Below are 15,494 nucleotides of genomic sequence, written 5' to 3'. Positions count from 1 at the left end.
TACGGCCTTCGGGGTTGCCCCATTCGCTTGCAGGGGGCGATCAGCACGTGGGCACCCACCGCAATAAGCAGACACCGCTGTCCTCATCGTGCTGGAAGTGCGCCTGCACGCGCTGGCCGCATTGAATCTTCTCCACGTCTTCGCCGAAGGCGTTGCCGAGCAGCCGCAAACCGTTTTCCAGCTCGGCGACGACAATGGCGTAGGGCAAGTGGTCCTTGAACCAGGGGTGCGGCGCGCGGTACACCACGGAGTAGGTGTAGACCACCGCCTGATCCGGCATCACCGGCCAGTGGAAGCGATCACCGTGGCACTGTTTGCACAGATCCCGGGGCGGCCATTGCAGTTGACCGCAGGCGTCGCACTGCTGCACCCGCAGCTGATTGTCTTTCAGGCCCTGAAAGTGCATTTGATAAAGCGGGTCGTTGACGTCGGGCAGGGGGCGTTGAACGGGGTTACCCATGGTGTCCTCGTTGGGTCCTGTGAACATTAGTTATGCAGGATGGCGATGGCGCCGTCGCCGAAATCGCCGTAGCCAGTGACCAGGCCAAGGTGAGCGCCGGCCACCTGGGCCTGGCCGGCGTCGCCGCGCAGCTGACGCACCGCCTCCACCACGTGGTTCATGCCGGAGATATGCGCCTGGGAGAGCAGCCCGCCGTGGGTGTTCAGTGGTAGTTCTCCACCCAGGGCGATGCGGCCGTTGGCGACGAAGTCCGGTGCTTCACCACGCTGGCAGAAGCCGATTTCCTCCAACTGCCGCAGTACGATGAAGGTGAAGCAGTCGTAGATCTCGGCGAAATCCAGCTCGTCCAGGTGGATGCCGGCGATGTCCAGCGCCCGTGGTGCCGCCTTGCCGATACCCATGCCGAGAATGTCCGGGCGGTTGCTGAGGTCGTCCGGCGAGTCCGGATGGCCTTCGGCGGTGGCCGCCACGTACACCGGCGGTTTGCCACCGGCGTGGCGCGCGGCGTCGGCGCGGGTCACCAGGATGGCGGCGGCGCCGTCGGTTTCCAGGCACACGTCGAGCAGTTTGAACGGCGTCACCAGCATCGGAGAGGCGTCGTAGTCTTCCCGGCTCATGGGGCGATCGCGGAACCAGGCGCGTGGATTGAGATGGGCGTGATGGCGGGTGTTCAAGGCCACCGTGGCCATGCCTTCGCGGCTGGCGTTGGTTTCATGGAACCAGCGGTTGGCGTGCAGGCTGTACCACTGCATCGGCGCGATCATGCCGTAGGGGTATTCCAGGTTGCGGCGGATGTCATCGCCGGGCCAGACCACCCGGGGACCGGCGTCGGTGGCGCCCAGGCGCATGCTGCTGTAGGCGTTGCGGCCAGCGCTGACCAGCACGCGTTCGGCGATGCCCGAGGCCACCGCGTGGCAGGCGAGGTGCAGCCCGGCCACCGGGCTGGCGCCGCCGATCTTGATGTGGGCGTGGAATTTCAGGTCGGTGATGCCGAGGCTGGCGACGAAGTCTTCGTTGGTGCCCACTCGCGAGGTCATTACCAGGCCGTCCACGGCGCCGCTTTCGATGCCGGCGTCGGCGCAGGCTTTCAGCGAGGCTTCCATCAGCAGTTGCAGGCCGCTCTTGTCGGTGCCCCGGGTGTATTCGGTTTCGCCGATGCCGGCGATGGCGGCGGCGTCCGGTTGATAGCCACTCATGAGGCGGCCCCGGTGTTCAGTCCCAGTTTGCGGATCGCCAGGGTGCGCAGGGCCGGCTTGTCGAACTTGCCGGTGAGCGTGATCGGCCATTCTTCCCGCGTTACCGGTACCAGGTGTTTGGGGATTTTGAAGCCGGCGATGCGTTCCTTGCAGAAGGTTTTCAGGGTTTCCAGTTCCAGTTCCTTGCCGGGGTGGGTTTCCACCACCGCGGTCACCGCTTCACCCCAGCGGTCGTCGGGGACGCCGACCACTTGCACGGTGGCGATGTGCGGGTGCTGTTCCAGGAACATTTCCACTTCCCGCTGGGACACGTTCTCGCCGCCGGTTTTCACCATCTGCTTGAACCTGCCCCGGTAATACACGTTGCCGGCGGCGTCTTTCCAACCATAGTCGCCGGTGTGGAAGAAGCCTTCGTCGTCCATGCTCTCGGCGGTTTGCTTTGGCATCTTGTAGTAGCCGAGAAACAGCGACCAGCCGCGCACGCAGATTTCTCCGGGCTCGTCGGCGCCGCATTCGCGGCCGGTTTCCGGGTGCACAATTTTTACTTCACAACCGGGGAAGGGGCGGCCGTTGCTGTTCTTGCGCACGACTTCGTCGTTTTCTTCCGGCGGCACCGCCACCGAGGTGCCTTCGGTAAAACCGTAGTGGTGGGTGACGGAAGTATGGCCAAAGCCCAGCTCACGGACTTTGTCGTACCACTCGGGGCCGCAGGCCAGCATGATGCGGTCGACCTTGCTGACGTCGGTATCGGCGAAGTCCGGGTGCGCCGACATGGCGCGGTAGTGAGTATCGAAGCCGCCCATGCAGGTGATGCCTTCCTCGCGGATCAGCTTCAGAGCGTGGCCGGCTTCGAAGTAGTCCATCAGCACCGTGGTGGCGCCGAACAGGGCGTTGCCCAGAGTGGTGTAGATGCAGCCGCCGACGTGGTAGAAGGGCGACATGCCGAGCTGGCGGTCGCCGGGTTGCAGGCGGAAGGTGGACTGGTAAAGGTGCCCGGCGATGGCGACGTTGCTGCCGTGGCTGCGCAGTGCTGGTTTTGGAAAGGCGGTGCTGCCGGAGGTGAACAGAATATAGGAGGGCGCGCTGGGCGAGAGCCGGGCGAACCAGGCTTCCACTTCCGCTGGCCGCACATGGGCGCCGGAACGCATCACGTCGTTGAAGTCGAAACAGCCGTCGTGGGTGCTGCCCGCCGGGCTCAGCGTTACCACGGTTTTCAGATGGGGGAAGCGTTGGCTGTGCAGGAAACCCGGCGCGGCGCCGACCCGTTCCGGCAGCAGTTCGGAGAACAGGGCCAGGTAGTCCACGTCGCGGAACTCATCCATGGTCACCAGCGCCTTGACGTCGGCGCAGCGCAGAACGTGTTCCAGTTCCTGGCGGCGGAATGTCACGTTGATCGGTACGATCACCGCCCCCAGCAGGGTGATGGCGTAGGATAGATAGAACCATTCCGGCCGGCCGCCGATCAGCGTGGCCACGTGATCGCCGGGCCCGATGCCCAGATTGCTCAGCCCCTTGGCCAGCGCGCAGGCCCTCTGGTACTGCTTGGCGAAGGTGATCGACTCTCCGTGATAACGCAGCGCGACGCCGTCCGGCCATTGCTCGGCCGCGTTCCGGGCTACCTCGGGAATGGTTTTGTTCAACAGAGACGGCTCGCTGGCCATGATCGGTTCTCCTTGTTGGCGGGGAGGGGCTGGCTCGACTGACCGGTCAGCCTAGAACGGGCGACACTCCTGTTCTTGCGTCAACTGGCTAGACGTTGTTGTGGGAAGCTTGCTGGCAAGCGAATTCTTTTACCCCCAAACCGGTACAACAATTCGCTTGCCAGCAAGCTTCCCACAGTGGCTTTGTGGTGCGGCTTTCCGTGGGAGCGGGCTTGCCAGCGAATACGGCGTTCGGTACTGCGCATTCGCTTGCCGGCAAGCTTCCCACAGTGGCTTTGTGGTGCGGCTTTCCGTGGGAGCGGGCTTGCCAGCGAATACGGCGTTCGGTACTGCGCATTCGCTTGCCGGCAAGCTTCCCACAGTGGCTTTGTGGTGCGGCTTTCCGTGGGAGCGGGCTTGCCAGCGAATACGGCGTTCGGTATTGCGCATTCGCTTGCCGGCAAGCTTCCCACAGTGGCTTTGTGGTGCGGCTTTCCGTGGGAGCGGGCTTGCCAGCGAATACGGCGTTCGGTATTGCGCATTCGCTTGCCGGCAAGCTTCCCACAGTGGCTTTGTGGTGCGGCTTTCCGTGGGAGCGGGCTTGCCAGCGAATACGGCGTTCGGTACTGCGCATTCGCTTGCCGGCAAGCTTCCCACGGCGGCTTCGTAGCCCTCTCCGTGGGAAACGATTAAGGTAGCAGCGACTCCAAGCATCCAGGACGTGTACGAAGGAGAAGGAATCAGTATGGCGACGGTATTGGTCACTGGCGGTGCCGGTTATATCGGCTCTCACACGGTGTTGCTGCTGCTGGAAGCGGGCCATCGGGTAGTGGTGGTGGACAACTTCAGCAACAGCAGCCCGGAGTCGTTGCGTCGAGTGGAAGCTCTGACCAGCCAAAGCGTGACGCTGGTGGAAGGGGATATCCGCGACGGCGAATTAATGGAACGTATTCTGCGGGATGAGCAGGTGGAAGCGGTGGTGCATTTCGCCGGCCTGAAGGCGGTGGGCGAGTCCGTGGCTCAGCCACTGCGTTATTACGACTGCAACGTGGTGGGCACGATCCGCTTGCTGGAGGCGATGGAGAAGGTTGGCGTGCGCCGTATGGTGTTCAGCTCCTCCGCCACCGTCTACGGTGATCCGGCCACGGTGCCGATCCGTGAAGATTTTCCGCTCAGCGCCACCAATCCCTATGGCGCCACCAAACTCCACATCGAGGACATGCTGCGGGATCTTTATCGTGCCGAGCCATCCTGGGGGCTGGCGTTGTTGCGCTATTTCAATCCGGTGGGGGCCCATGAGAGCGGTCGCATCGGTGAGGATCCCAACGGCGAGCCGAACAATCTGATGCCTTATATCGCCCAGGTGGCGGTGGGCAAGCGTGAGAAACTGCGTGTTTTCGGCGGCGATTACAACACGCCGGACGGTACTGGCGTGCGGGACTACATTCATGTCATGGATCTGGCCCAGGGCCATCTGGCGGCGCTGGAGGCGCTCACTGGTCCGGGGCTGATCACCACCAATCTGGGTACTGGCCAGGGTTACAGCGTGCTGGACATGGTGCGGGCCTTCGCCGGCGCCAGCGGCCGGGATATCCCTTATGACATCGTTGAACGCCGGCCTGGTGATGTGGCGGTGTGCTACGCGGACCCGGCCCACGCGGAGCGGGTGCTGGGCTGGAAAGCCACCCGTGGCGTGGACGCCATGTGCGCGGATCATTGGCGCTGGCAGGAGAGTAATCCCGACGGCTTTCGCTAGGGTATTCGCCAGCAGGCTGTCTTGTATGGTTTCCCGGCAAGTCTCCCACGCGTTCTATGAAGCCGCTGTGAGAAGCGGCCTTGGCCGCGAATGCGCCCCCAACTGCTGACATTCGCTTGCCAGCAAGCTTCCCACAGCGGCTTGTATGGTTTCCCGGCAAGTCTCCCACGTGTGCTATGAAGCCGCTGTGGGAAGCGGCCTTGGCCGCGAATGTGCCCTCAACTGCTGACAATTCGCTTGCCAGCAAGCTTCCCACAGCGGCTTGTATGGTTTCCCGGCAAGTCTCCCACGTGTGCTATGAAGCCGCTGTGGGAAGCGGCCTTGGCCGCGAATGTGCCCTCAACTGCTGACAATTCGCTTGCCAGCAAGCTTCCCACAGCGGCTTGTATGGTTTCCCGGCAAGTCTCCCACGTGTGCTATGAAGCCGCTGTGGGAAGCGGCCTTGGCCGCGAATGTGCCCTCAACTGCTGACAATTCGCTTGCCAGCAAGCTTCCCACAGCGGCTTGTATGGTTTCCCGGCAAGTCTCCCACGTGTGCTATGAAGCCGCTGTGGGAAGCGGCCTTGGCCGCGAATGCGCCCCCAACTGCTGCCATTCGCTTGCCAGCAAGCGTCCCACAGCGGCTTCGTGGTACGGCCTTCCCTGGGAGCGGTCTTGCCAGCGACTACAGTGTTCGGTATTGCGCTTCACTTGCGAGTAAGGCCCCCCACGGAACGCAATGGTGACGCCGTGATGTAATCCCCCTGGCGTGTGATGCGGGTCGGTGATACAAGGAAAGGACGCTTTGACCAGAGCAAGGAGGTTGCCATGACACGTTCGTTGGGGATTCTGGGAGCCGGGGGACACGGCAAAGTCATCGCCGATACCGCTATCGCGTCCGGGTGGCGAAAAATCGCTTTCTATGACGATGCCTGGCCCAAGAAACAGGACAACGGTCGTTGGCAGGTTTCCGGGCGCAGCGGCGAGCTGCTGGAGGAAATCAGCGCCATGGATTCGGTGACCGTCGGTATCGGGCGAAATAACATCCGCTTGCGGAAACTGTCGGAGTTACTGGAGTCGGGGGCGACCCTGGCGACCATCGTTCATCCCCACGCGTCGGTGAGCAGGTTCGCGGAAATGGGCGCGGGCAGCGTGGTTTTCGCCAACGCCGTGGTCAACGTGGATTGCGTGCTGGGCATGGGCTGTATCGTCAACACCGGGGCCACGGTGGACCGGGATTGCCGGCTGGCCGCCGGTGTCCATGTCTGTCCCGGCGTGCATCTGGCCAGTGATGTGACCGTGGGGGAGGGCAGCTTCATTGGTATCGGCGCGGTGGTGAAGGAGGGGGTCACCATTGGTGCGAACGTGGTGGTGGGCGCGGGGGCGGTGGTGCTCCACGATGTGCCCGACGGCGTCACCATCATGGGTGTGCCGGCACGATAAGGAGTCTGCTTTCCCCCGATGAATCTGGATACTTTTCAGTGGGCCAAGGTGGTGGCCTCATTGGCGATGCCGGTATCGCCGGTATTGCTGCTTCTGATCTGTGGCACGGTGTTGCTGTGGTGGGGCCGGGCGCGCCGCCTGGCGCTGGCCCTGGTCACCACTGGTACGGTGCTGTTGCTGTTGTTCACCCTGCCGGGCACCGCCCGCTGGCTCGGCGGCCCCCTTGAGCATGCCTACCCACCACTGACCGTGCCGCCACCGGCTCCCTGGGTGGTGGTGCTTGGCGGGGGGGCTCTGGACGACCCTGCCTTGCCGCCGCCTTCCCGATTGCGAGCCCATTCCCTTGCCCGTTTGGCCGAAGGGGTACGCCAGTTCCAGTTGCAGCCCGCGGCCAAGCTGATTGTGTCGGGAGGCGCACCGGACTCGACGCCGGAGAGCGTGACCTCGGCGGATGCCATGGCGGAGCTGGCGGTGGCTTGGGGGGTGCCGGAGGACGCGATCTGGCGCTCCCGCGATGCGCTGAATACGGAGCAGGAAGCCCGGGCGGTGGCCCGCTGGGTGCCACCGGAAGAGAAAGTGATCCTGGTGACATCGGCATTGCACATGCCCAGGGCGTTGGCGTTGTTTCGCCAGCATGGCATCAACGCGGTGCCGGCGCCGGCCGGGCCCTACTGGACGCCGGGGTTGGGGCGGGCGCACTGGGGAGACCGCTTGCCGGGAGCGGAGCCGCTCTATGTGCTGGAGATAAGCTGGTGGGAGAGACTGGGTGCCTGGTGGCAGGGTGACACGCCTTAAGGCGATGCTGGTATGGTTCGCTGCCAAGCAGAGCTGCCGTGGGGGCTTGCTTGCAAGCGAATCGCCAACGGCTGGGGAGTATTCGCGAGCAAGCTCGCTTCCCACAACGGCTTCGTGACAATCCCTGTGGGAAGCTTGCTTGCAAGCGAATGGGGCAACGCCGGAGGCTGTATTCGCTAGCAAGCTAGCTCCCACGGATCGTGCTACGAAGCCGCTGTGGGAAGCGGCCTTGGCCGCGAATGCAATACGAATTCGTGCTCCCATTGAACGGGTTGGCTATGGGCAATTAGCGGTGATATATCTACGGAGATATGAAATAAAATGCGCCTCTGGAAGAGGCGCGGAATGCGAAATCAAAAGGAGATAATGTCGTAAAGAAAGCTTTGATCATCACGCTCCGGCCACATCCATGTTGTTGTTCATCCATTGCGCGATGATTCGAGCATGCCGTGTCGCCTTGCTGATTACAATTACCAAATGTTGCGGAGTGTTGCTTCATGAGCCGAAGTTGCTCTTTCCCGGTTTACAAAAAAGTCGTTTCCGTGCGCTTCCTTTGGTATTAAACCTGCTATTATATCGCCCCTTCGCCGGAGGGATTCGGTCAGATGTTGTCAATCCCCTGAATGGGGTATTTTCCTGTTCGGCCGGTCGCTGTAAAAACGTTAAATTATTGCAAAAACAGCAGGGTGCCGTGGGTGCGTCACAATGAGTGTCATGCATTCACATTTACACTCGGTTTACCTAACGCGCGGGCTATAAAACGTTACGCGCGGGCCTGGAAGTGTGATTTGCATCACACGATAATGGCTCTCTTTTATTGACATTGAGACGACTAAGGACAGGGTCCTATGCATACCGCTTCTTCATCGCTGCAAAGTGCCGTGGCTCGGGTGCTCAAGTGCTCCCGCTGGCAAAAAAGGGCCATCATGCTGATGGCGGACGCGGTGGCACTGCCGGTAATGTTGTGGACCGCCTACGCTTTGCGCTTTGGCAATCTGTTCCCGCCGATCGAGGATCCCTGGTTATTTCCCCTGACCGTGCTGGTGGGGCTACCCGCGCTTTATCTTCTTGGATTTTACCGCTCCATCGTCCGTTATCTCGGCGCCGAGGTGGCCTGGTCGGTGGTGCTGGGCATGACCGCCACGGTGGTGGTTTTAGCGAGCCTTTCCTATATGGTGCCGGCGATGGTGCCGCGCTCCGTGTTTTTGATCTTCTGGGCCCTGGGTGTGCTGTATCTGGGATCCAGCCGGTTTTTGGCACGCCGGTTCCTGTATCGGGTCATGTCCGGCTATTTTACCACCGAACCGGTGGCGATTTATGGCGCTGGTGGTGCCGGCGGACAATTGGTGACCGCGTTACAGCAGGGGCGGGAACTGCACCCGGTTTTAGTGGTGGATGACGACCCGGGCAAACAGGGTACCTTGCTCTCCGGGGTGCCGGTGGTGGATCGCCTGACCTTGAAACAGGCGGTGGTGGATGAGCGTATCCGCACCGTGTTGCTGGCCATGCCAAACCTGTCCCGGCAGCGCCGCATGGCGGTGGTGAGCTGGCTGGAGAAGCTGGGAGTGCGGGTGCAGACGGTGCCGGCCTTTGCTGATATCGCCAGCGGCAAGGCGCGCCTGGAAGAGATTCAGGATGTCGCCATCGAGGATCTGCTCGGCCGTGACGCGGTGCCGCCCCGGCTGGATCTGTTGAGCCGCTGTATCAGCGGTAAGCATGTGATGGTGACTGGTGCCGGTGGCTCCATCGGTTCCGAAATGTGCCGCCAGATCCTGAAGCTGAACCCGAGCCGCCTGGTGCTGCTGGAGCAGAGCGAGGTGGCGCTGTACGACATCGAGCGGGAGTTGGGCGGCGTGCTGCGGGAAAGCGGCAAGGACATCGAACTGGTGCCGATGCTGGGCTCGGTGGTTAACCGTGGTCTGGTGAAGAGCCTGTGTCTGGAACACCGCATTGATACGCTCTATCACGCTGCTGCTTACAAGCACGTTCCCATTGTCGAGGCCAACCCGGACGCCGGGGTGCGCAACAACATTATCGGTACTCTGGCCGCCGCCGAAGGGGCGCGCGATGCCGGGGTGCGGCATTTCATTCTGATTTCCACCGACAAGGCGGTACGGCCCACCAACGTGATGGGGGCCACCAAGCGCTTCGCTGAACTGGTATTGCAGGCACTGGCCAGCACCAGTGACGGCACCATCTTTTCCATGGTGCGGTTTGGTAACGTGTTGGGGTCTTCAGGCTCGGTGGTACCGTTGTTCCGCAAACAGATCATGCAGGGCGGCCCGGTGACGGTGACCCACCCGGACGTGATTCGTTACTTCATGACCATTCCCGAGGCGGCCCAGTTGGTGATTCAGGCCGGCGCCATGGCCAAGGGTGGCGAGGTGTTCGTGCTCGACATGGGCGAGCCGGTACGGATCATGGATCTGGCCACCACCATGATTCGTTTGATGGGAATGAGTGTCCGTGACACCACCAACCCGGACGGCGACATCGAAGTGGTGTTCTCCGGCCTGCGCCCCGGTGAGAAGCTGTATGAGGAACTGTTGATCGGGGAATGCTCGATCCAGACCGAGCATGAAATGATCATGCAGGCCCATGAAGAGAAACTGGCGCCGGCGGAGATCAACCAGGCGCTGGATCGCTTCCGTACCGCGCTGGAACGTGGCGATCAGGATGCCTTGCGGGCGCTGCTGCGTGCTTATGTCAATGGCTACCAGCCGCGCCAGGACTACAATGATGCGCTGATTCTGCAGCCCACCGCCGATCAGCCTGCTCAAAAGGAAGCCGCTCCCTACAAGGCCCCTTCCCCGACACACTGATGCCGCACGCCGCTTCGCTGCCAAGGCAGCTTCCCACAGGGGGCTACGGAGCCGCCGTGGGAAGCGAGTTTGCTCGCGAATATAACGCGAATTCACATTCCCAGCGGATCGTTCAAAAAACGTATCGCCCGCCGATCCCGTGTATAGGCGACGTTGAGCCGCAGCCAGGGCGAGACTGTTTCATCGGGCAGGAACAGATGGCCCGGTGACAGGCTGACGCCGGATTGCCGCGCCAGGTCCACCAGTTTTTGCGAATCCGCCACGCCCGGATAGCGGGCCCAAATGAACATCCCTCCCGCCGGCTCGGAATGCACCTTCCAGCCCGCCGCCCGCACCAGATTGAGGGCGGTGACCATTTGCGAGGAGAGTCGCGTGCGCAACCGTTCCACCAGTTTGCGGTAGGCCCCGTTCTGCAGCATGGTCGTGACCACCTGCTCAGAGAAACGGGAGGCCGAAATGCTGGTCAGCATTTTGATGTCCACCAGCGGCTTGATTCGCGCCGGCGCCGCGGCGATAAACCCCACCCGCAAGGAGCTGGACAGGCTTTTCGAGAAGCTGCCGAGGTAGATCACTCGCCTGAGACCATCGAGCGAGGCCAGACGAAGTGTCGGTTCATGCTGGAAGTCCGCGTAGATGTCGTCCTCGACAATCTGGAAATCGTGCTGCTCCGCCAGTTGCAGGATACGGTGGGCAAAGGTCGGCGCCAGTGTGGTGCCGGTGGGATTCTGAAACACGCTGTTGGTGAAAAACAACTTGGGCTTGTGCTGTTTCAGCAGGTACGCCATGTGTTCCGGATCCGGTCCGCCGGGGAGGCGCGGCACGCCCACCACATGCACCTGTTGCAGCTTCAGCAGGCCGAGCAAATTGTAATAGCCTGGTGATTCCACGAACACAGTGTCGCCGGGTTTCAGTAACAGTCGCACCAGCAGATCCAGGGCATGACTGCCGCCGCCGGTAAGCAGGATCTGCTGCATGCTGGCGTCAATGCCAAGCAGGCGAATTCGCTCCCGTATCAGTAAGCGCAACTCCGGGGTGCCCATGGGCGTGCTGTAATCGAGGATGCCGGCGCTGTCCTGGCGGGTGACCTGGCGAATCGCGTAGGACAGGTCTTCCACTTCCAGCCAGCTGCCCGGCAGCCAGCCGCAACCGAGCTTCAAGGTGGAAGCGTCACTCTGGAACAGGCTCCAGCGATCATCGGCCACCTCTTCCTCACAAACCGGCTCGGTGCCGGTCAGCATTCTCACGGCGCCGTTGGTTACATAGAAGCCGGAGCCGGGTTTGGAGCGCACCAGTCCTTGGGCCATCAGACGTTCATAGGCCTCAATAGCGGCGTTGCGGCTCACGTGCAGCTCGCTGGACAGGCGGCGTATGGACGGTAGACGGCTGCCGCCACCGGCGCCGTTCCGCACGATCCAGTGGCGAATCCCGTCTTCGATTTGTTGTGCAATGGGCAGCCCCGAGTCCGGGTCCATATCCAGCTTCATGCCAAGTCCTTAAGGCCGCTGTGGGAAGCTTGCTTGCAAGCGAATTCTTGTGGAACCCCGATTCGCTTGCAAGCAAGCTTCCCGCAGCAGCTCCGCGGCCAGTGCATGACAGACCGCGATGCCCGCGACCGTTACCGGAAAACCCGGAACAGTTCATCAATAACCAGACCCAAGTGTACCTTACCGCCGAATCCGGCGAATACGACCATGGTGTGATCCCGCCCAGGCCGGGGCGCGCGCGTGCGTGCCCCGGCGAGGCGCCCCATGTATTCCTCTTTTTCAAGGTTCGTTATGCGCTGTTTCGACGCCCTGCGTTTGGCTTTTGCTCTGTGCATTATCACATCCGCCTCCAACCTCCAGGCGCCCCTGTACAGCGCACTGGCCGCCAAGGACGGCGTGGGCGTGGGCGTCACCACGGTGGCCTTCGCCTGCTACGTATTCGGCATCATTCCGGTGCTGCTGTCGTTGAACGGCTTGTCGGAGCGGGTAGGGCGCAAATCGCTGATCCTGACGGCTCTGGTATTGTGTCTGGTGGCAACGACACTGACCCTGGTCGCCCCGGGGATTCTGGCCCTGGGGATAGCCCGCTTCCTGGTTGGGGTGGCCACTGCGCTGGCCTCCAGCGTGGCACCGGGCTACATGCATGATCTGTTCTCCGGCGGCGACCATCGCCGTGCCGCCAACTGGGTGACCGCCGCCACCTCCCTCGGGTTCGGCCTGGGCCCGGCGGTGACCAGCCTGTTTTTGCTACGGGCCAGCAGCCTGACGCCGCCCAGCTTCCCGCTTTATCTGCTGGCCGCGGTGGTGGCTTTCGTGCTGGCCGCCGGCTTAAGGGATGACGCGCCCAGATCATGCCGGGCACCGTTGGCCCGATTACCGTTCTTCCCGGCGGGTTCGCTGATCTTCGGCTGGGCGATTCTGCTGGCCTGGGGCACGGTGGGCCTGGTCATCGCCATCCTGCCCTCGGCCCTGCAAAAGCACGGTCTGAGTGAGTGGTCCGGCTTCGCGGTCCTCGCCACCTGCAGCTGCGGCGTTCTGTTCCAGCCCCTGGCGCGGTTGCTGCCATCACGGACCTCCACCCGTATCGGATTGCTGATTCTGCCGGTGGCCTACGCTCTGATCGCCTGGGGGGCGCTGCACGGACAGTTTGCTGGCGTGTTAGCGGGCGCGGTGCTGGCGAGCAGCGCCTGCTATGGCTTCATTTACCTGGGCGGCCTCAGCGCCGTGCTGGCGCTGGCTGAAGAACGCCGCGCCGCCGCCAGCGCCGGGTTCTTTCTGATGGCGTACTTCGGCTTCATTCTGCCGGTGATGGTGACCGGGGTGCTGGTGGATTGGTTCGGTCACACGGTGGCGCTTTCCTGGTACGGTGGAGGTCTGATCTTCGGGGTAGTACTGGCGTTGGTCGGATTGCGGCGTAGCCGGCCGCGGAGCCAATACGCACAGGTGCGCTAAGGAGGGGGGGCTCTCCAGCGTGGATGCACTGCCTTTCTTGTTTTGTGATCCGTTTCAAAGAAAAAAACGCTCGCCGGTTTTTCATGTCTTTGTTTTAGCCGCCGGGACGGTCCTTTCGTGACAAACAGTAAAACTTGTTTGAATTGGTCGACTCGTTCCGCAGAGCTCGAGCGACAGCGTGAAATTTGTATGGTTAGAATCTGTTCATGCCTTGGAATCGGGGGGAGGGAAGTTGGAAGACTTCGAGACGTCTGTCGAAAATAAGGTGATGGATCCCGGATTCTTGCAGTAGCCATGATGAAGGACGGTGCCAGATGATTTCGAAAGTAGTGATCCCGGTCGCGGGATTGGGTACGCGCATGCTGCCCGCCTCTAAATCCATTCCCAAGGAAATGTTGCCGATCGTGGACCGCCCGGCCATTCATCTGGTGGTGGAGGAAGCGGTGAAAGCCGGCCTCAGTGAAATCATTCTGGTCAACCATGCCGCTAAAGGCGCGATCGAGGATTACTTCGATATCAACGCCGAGCTTGACGCGCAGTTACAGGCGAAAGGCAAGGAGAGTTTGCGGCAAAGCTTGCGCCAGATCCTTCCCGATCACGTCAGCGTCATTGGTGTTCGTCAGCGGGAACCGCTGGGGTTGGGCCATGCCATCCTTCAGGCAGCTCCGATTGTCGGCGACGAACCTTTCGTGGTGATGCTTCCGGATGTTCTGGTTGACACCGTTGGTGACCTGGCGGATTTGAGCGCTATGCTGGCACGATTCGAGTCTACCGGGGCTGCTCAGATCATGGTGGAGCCGGTGCAGATGAACAAGGTCGATCAGTATGGCGTGGTATCTATGTCCGGACCGGCGCCAACAGCGGGCAATGGCATTGCGATCCAGGGCCTCGTGGAAAAGCCCGCGCCCGAGTACGCGCCCTCTAATTTGTCGGTGGTTGGACGATATGTTCTGCCCGGCGAGATCATGGGCCTGCTTGCTGATACCCGCCCCGGTGCTGGCGGCGAGATTCAACTGACCGATGCCATTGCCGCGCTGCTGGAGCGCGCGCCAGTGGAAGCCTACGCCATGACCGGGCGTACTTTCGATTGCGGCAACAAAGCCGGTTATCTCGAAGCGTTCATTCACTTCGCGCTTGGCCACCCGGAACTGGCGGAATGCTCCCGGGCGCTCCTGGAGCAATACCGTGCGCGTTGATGTGGTTGGGGACACGCTATGTGCCGCGGTGACTGCATCGGCTCTGGCCCAAACCGGCCACACAGTGACTTGGTCCCTGCCTGAAGGGCGTTATTGGCAACAGCTGAGGGACGGCCGGGAAGCGTATCATGAACCTGGTCTTATGCCGCTGATTCGCGAGCAGATCGAAGCTGGCTATTTGTGGTGCCGGGATCTGGCGACACCGGCCCCTACTCCGGGCGAAGTGGTGTTTCTGGCGTTGCAGCCGGGGGAGCGCGATCAAGCCGACATCTTGCTGGATTGGATTGCAGGTGGCGAGCAGTGTGAGTTGCTGATCAATCAGAGTGTATTTCCGGTCGGGACGACCGAAGAGCTGCGGGAAGCATTGGCACAACGTGGGCGGACGGTGCCGGTGATTTGCCTGCCGGACACCTTGCAGGAAGGCCGGGCGTTAAATGACTTCACTCGCCCGGAACATATCCTGCTCGGCTGTGACGACCGTTCTGGTGAGATTCTGATCCGGGAAATACTGCGGCCCTTCAATCGGCGGCAGGATGTCATCCAGGTGATGCGTCCCCGTGAAGCGGAGTTCGCGAAGCTGGCTATCAGTGGCATGTTGGCGACCCGCCTGAGTTTCATGAATGACATGGTGATGCTGGCGGAAGAACTGGACGTGGATATTGAGGTGATTCGCCAGGGAGTCGGATCGGATCCTCGTATCGGTGACGCCTATCTGTATGCCGGTTGTGGTTTTGGTGGGCCGGGCTTCAGTCGTGATGTAATGAATCTGACTGATGCGTTGCGCAGCCGCCGAATCAATACCGAGCTGTTGGAGCAGGTCCTGCAGATCAATGAGCGGCAAAAGGAAGTGCTGTTCCGCAAGTTCTGGCGTCACTATGAAGGCGATGTGGCGAATAAGAAAGTGGCGCTTTGGGGCGCCGCGTTCAAGCCTGGCTCTGATCGTGTCGATAACGGCCCGGCGTTGCGCCTGATCGAGGCTCTTTGGGCGCAGGGCGTGGAGGTGCATGTGCACGATCCGCTGGCGTTGCCGGAACTGACACAGTGGGCCGACGGGCGCGGGCCCTTGTATACCCACCAGGACGGTTACCATGCGGCAAGGGACGTGGATGCGTTGATGATTGTGACTGAATGGAAAGAGTACTGGAGTCCCGATTGGGCCATGTTGAAAAATAAGATGAGCACGCCGCTGATTCTGGACGGTCGAAATATTTATGACCCCCGTTATGTCAAACATCAAGGGTTCACCTACTATGGCATTGGGAGATCCTGAT

The 15,494-nt window shown here is 61.6% G+C and carries 11 protein-coding genes; 7 read left to right on the top strand and 4 right to left on the bottom strand.

Translation table 11 applies throughout. From position 1 onward, the window contains the following. Window positions 1-40 precede the first annotated feature (40 nt). From A6D6_RS16510 to A6D6_RS16500, 3 genes are read right to left on the bottom strand one after another with little or no spacing between them, the layout of a single operon-like run. Entirely contained in the window at window positions 41-460 is a 420-nt protein-coding gene (locus A6D6_RS16510) for a Zn-ribbon domain-containing OB-fold protein (protein WP_159661322.1), read from the bottom strand. 26 nt (window positions 461-486) lie between these two features. Further along, entirely contained in the window at window positions 487-1,656 is a 1,170-nt protein-coding gene (locus A6D6_RS16505) for a thiolase C-terminal domain-containing protein (protein WP_159661321.1), read from the bottom strand. After that, window positions 1,653-3,317 carry an AMP-binding protein gene (locus tag A6D6_RS16500; RefSeq protein WP_159661320.1) on the bottom strand — a complete coding sequence of 555 codons (1,665 nt, stop codon included), beginning with the start codon at window positions 3,315-3,317 and terminating at the stop codon, window positions 1,653-1,655. The genes A6D6_RS16505 and A6D6_RS16500 overlap by 4 nt, the downstream gene beginning before the upstream one ends. A 724-nt stretch (window positions 3,318-4,041) precedes the next feature. On the opposite strand from A6D6_RS16500, the gene galE reads away from it, so the two are divergent. The 4 genes from galE to A6D6_RS16480 all read left to right on the top strand — a co-directional run bounded on the left by galE (window position 4,042) and on the right by A6D6_RS16480 (window position 10,091). Next, window positions 4,042-5,052 carry a UDP-glucose 4-epimerase GalE gene (galE, locus tag A6D6_RS16495; RefSeq protein WP_133493103.1) on the top strand — a complete coding sequence of 337 codons (1,011 nt, stop codon included), beginning with the start codon at window positions 4,042-4,044 and terminating at the stop codon, window positions 5,050-5,052. An 807-nt stretch (window positions 5,053-5,859) separates the two neighbouring features. Then, window positions 5,860-6,474, top strand: coding sequence for an acetyltransferase (locus A6D6_RS16490; protein ID WP_133493102.1), 615 nt, complete (start codon window positions 5,860-5,862; stop codon window positions 6,472-6,474). Between the two features lie 18 nt (window positions 6,475-6,492). Next, complete coding sequence (locus A6D6_RS16485) at window positions 6,493-7,269, top strand: ElyC/SanA/YdcF family protein (protein WP_159661319.1); 777 nt, start codon at window positions 6,493-6,495, stop codon at window positions 7,267-7,269. Between the two features lie 848 nt (window positions 7,270-8,117). Next, window positions 8,118-10,091 carry a polysaccharide biosynthesis protein gene (locus A6D6_RS16480; protein WP_159661318.1) on the top strand — a complete coding sequence of 658 codons (1,974 nt, stop codon included), beginning with the start codon at window positions 8,118-8,120 and terminating at the stop codon, window positions 10,089-10,091. A gap of 92 nt (window positions 10,092-10,183) precedes the next feature. On the opposite strand, the gene A6D6_RS16475 is transcribed toward A6D6_RS16480, so the two are convergent. Beyond that, window positions 10,184-11,575 (bottom strand): aminotransferase-like domain-containing protein, encoded by a 1,392-nt coding sequence (locus tag A6D6_RS16475; protein WP_159661317.1) that lies wholly within the window; start codon window positions 11,573-11,575, stop codon window positions 10,184-10,186. A 291-nt stretch (window positions 11,576-11,866) separates the two neighbouring features. Between A6D6_RS16475 and A6D6_RS16470 the strand changes: the two genes are divergently transcribed. The 3 genes from A6D6_RS16470 (at window position 11,867) to A6D6_RS16460 (ending at window position 15,493) form a co-directional block, all read left to right on the top strand. After that, window positions 11,867-13,027 (top strand): MFS transporter, encoded by a 1,161-nt coding sequence (locus tag A6D6_RS16470; RefSeq protein WP_159661323.1) that lies wholly within the window; start codon window positions 11,867-11,869, stop codon window positions 13,025-13,027. Between the two features lie 314 nt (window positions 13,028-13,341). Further along, window positions 13,342-14,223 (top strand): UTP--glucose-1-phosphate uridylyltransferase, encoded by an 882-nt coding sequence (locus tag A6D6_RS16465; protein WP_133493098.1) that lies wholly within the window; start codon window positions 13,342-13,344, stop codon window positions 14,221-14,223. Next, window positions 14,213-15,493: a UDP-glucose dehydrogenase family protein gene (locus A6D6_RS16460; RefSeq protein ID WP_133493097.1), complete on the top strand. Its 1,281-nt coding sequence runs from the start codon at window positions 14,213-14,215 to the stop codon at window positions 15,491-15,493. Before A6D6_RS16465 ends, A6D6_RS16460 begins: the two co-directional genes overlap by 11 nt. Window position 15,494: the final 1 nt, after the last annotated feature.

Source organism: Alcanivorax xiamenensis (genome assembly GCF_009846745.1).
GTDB lineage: Bacteria > Pseudomonadota > Gammaproteobacteria > Pseudomonadales > Alcanivoracaceae > Alloalcanivorax > Alloalcanivorax xiamenensis.
The sequence above is the reverse complement of the archived record's forward strand: the minus strand, read 5'-3'. Positions and strand labels throughout refer to the sequence as shown.

Excerpts from the sequence above, each read along its gene's own strand:
- A6D6_RS16510 (WP_159661322.1), bottom strand. The coding sequence starts at position 460 with ATGGGTAACCCCGTTCAACGCCCCCTGCCCGACGTCAACGACCCGCTT.
- A6D6_RS16505 (WP_159661321.1), bottom strand. The coding sequence starts at position 1,656 with ATGAGTGGCTATCAACCGGACGCCGCCGCCATCGCCGGCATCGGCGAA.
- A6D6_RS16500 (WP_159661320.1), bottom strand. The coding sequence starts at position 3,317 with ATGGCCAGCGAGCCGTCTCTGTTGAACAAAACCATTCCCGAGGTAGCC.
- galE (WP_133493103.1), top strand. The coding sequence starts at position 4,042 with ATGGCGACGGTATTGGTCACTGGCGGTGCCGGTTATATCGGCTCTCAC.
- A6D6_RS16490 (WP_133493102.1), top strand. The coding sequence starts at position 5,860 with ATGACACGTTCGTTGGGGATTCTGGGAGCCGGGGGACACGGCAAAGTC.
- A6D6_RS16485 (WP_159661319.1), top strand. The coding sequence starts at position 6,493 with ATGAATCTGGATACTTTTCAGTGGGCCAAGGTGGTGGCCTCATTGGCG.
- A6D6_RS16480 (WP_159661318.1), top strand. The coding sequence starts at position 8,118 with ATGCATACCGCTTCTTCATCGCTGCAAAGTGCCGTGGCTCGGGTGCTC.
- A6D6_RS16475 (WP_159661317.1), bottom strand. The coding sequence starts at position 11,575 with ATGAAGCTGGATATGGACCCGGACTCGGGGCTGCCCATTGCACAACAA.
- A6D6_RS16470 (WP_159661323.1), top strand. The coding sequence starts at position 11,867 with ATGCGCTGTTTCGACGCCCTGCGTTTGGCTTTTGCTCTGTGCATTATC.
- A6D6_RS16465 (WP_133493098.1), top strand. The coding sequence starts at position 13,342 with ATGATTTCGAAAGTAGTGATCCCGGTCGCGGGATTGGGTACGCGCATG.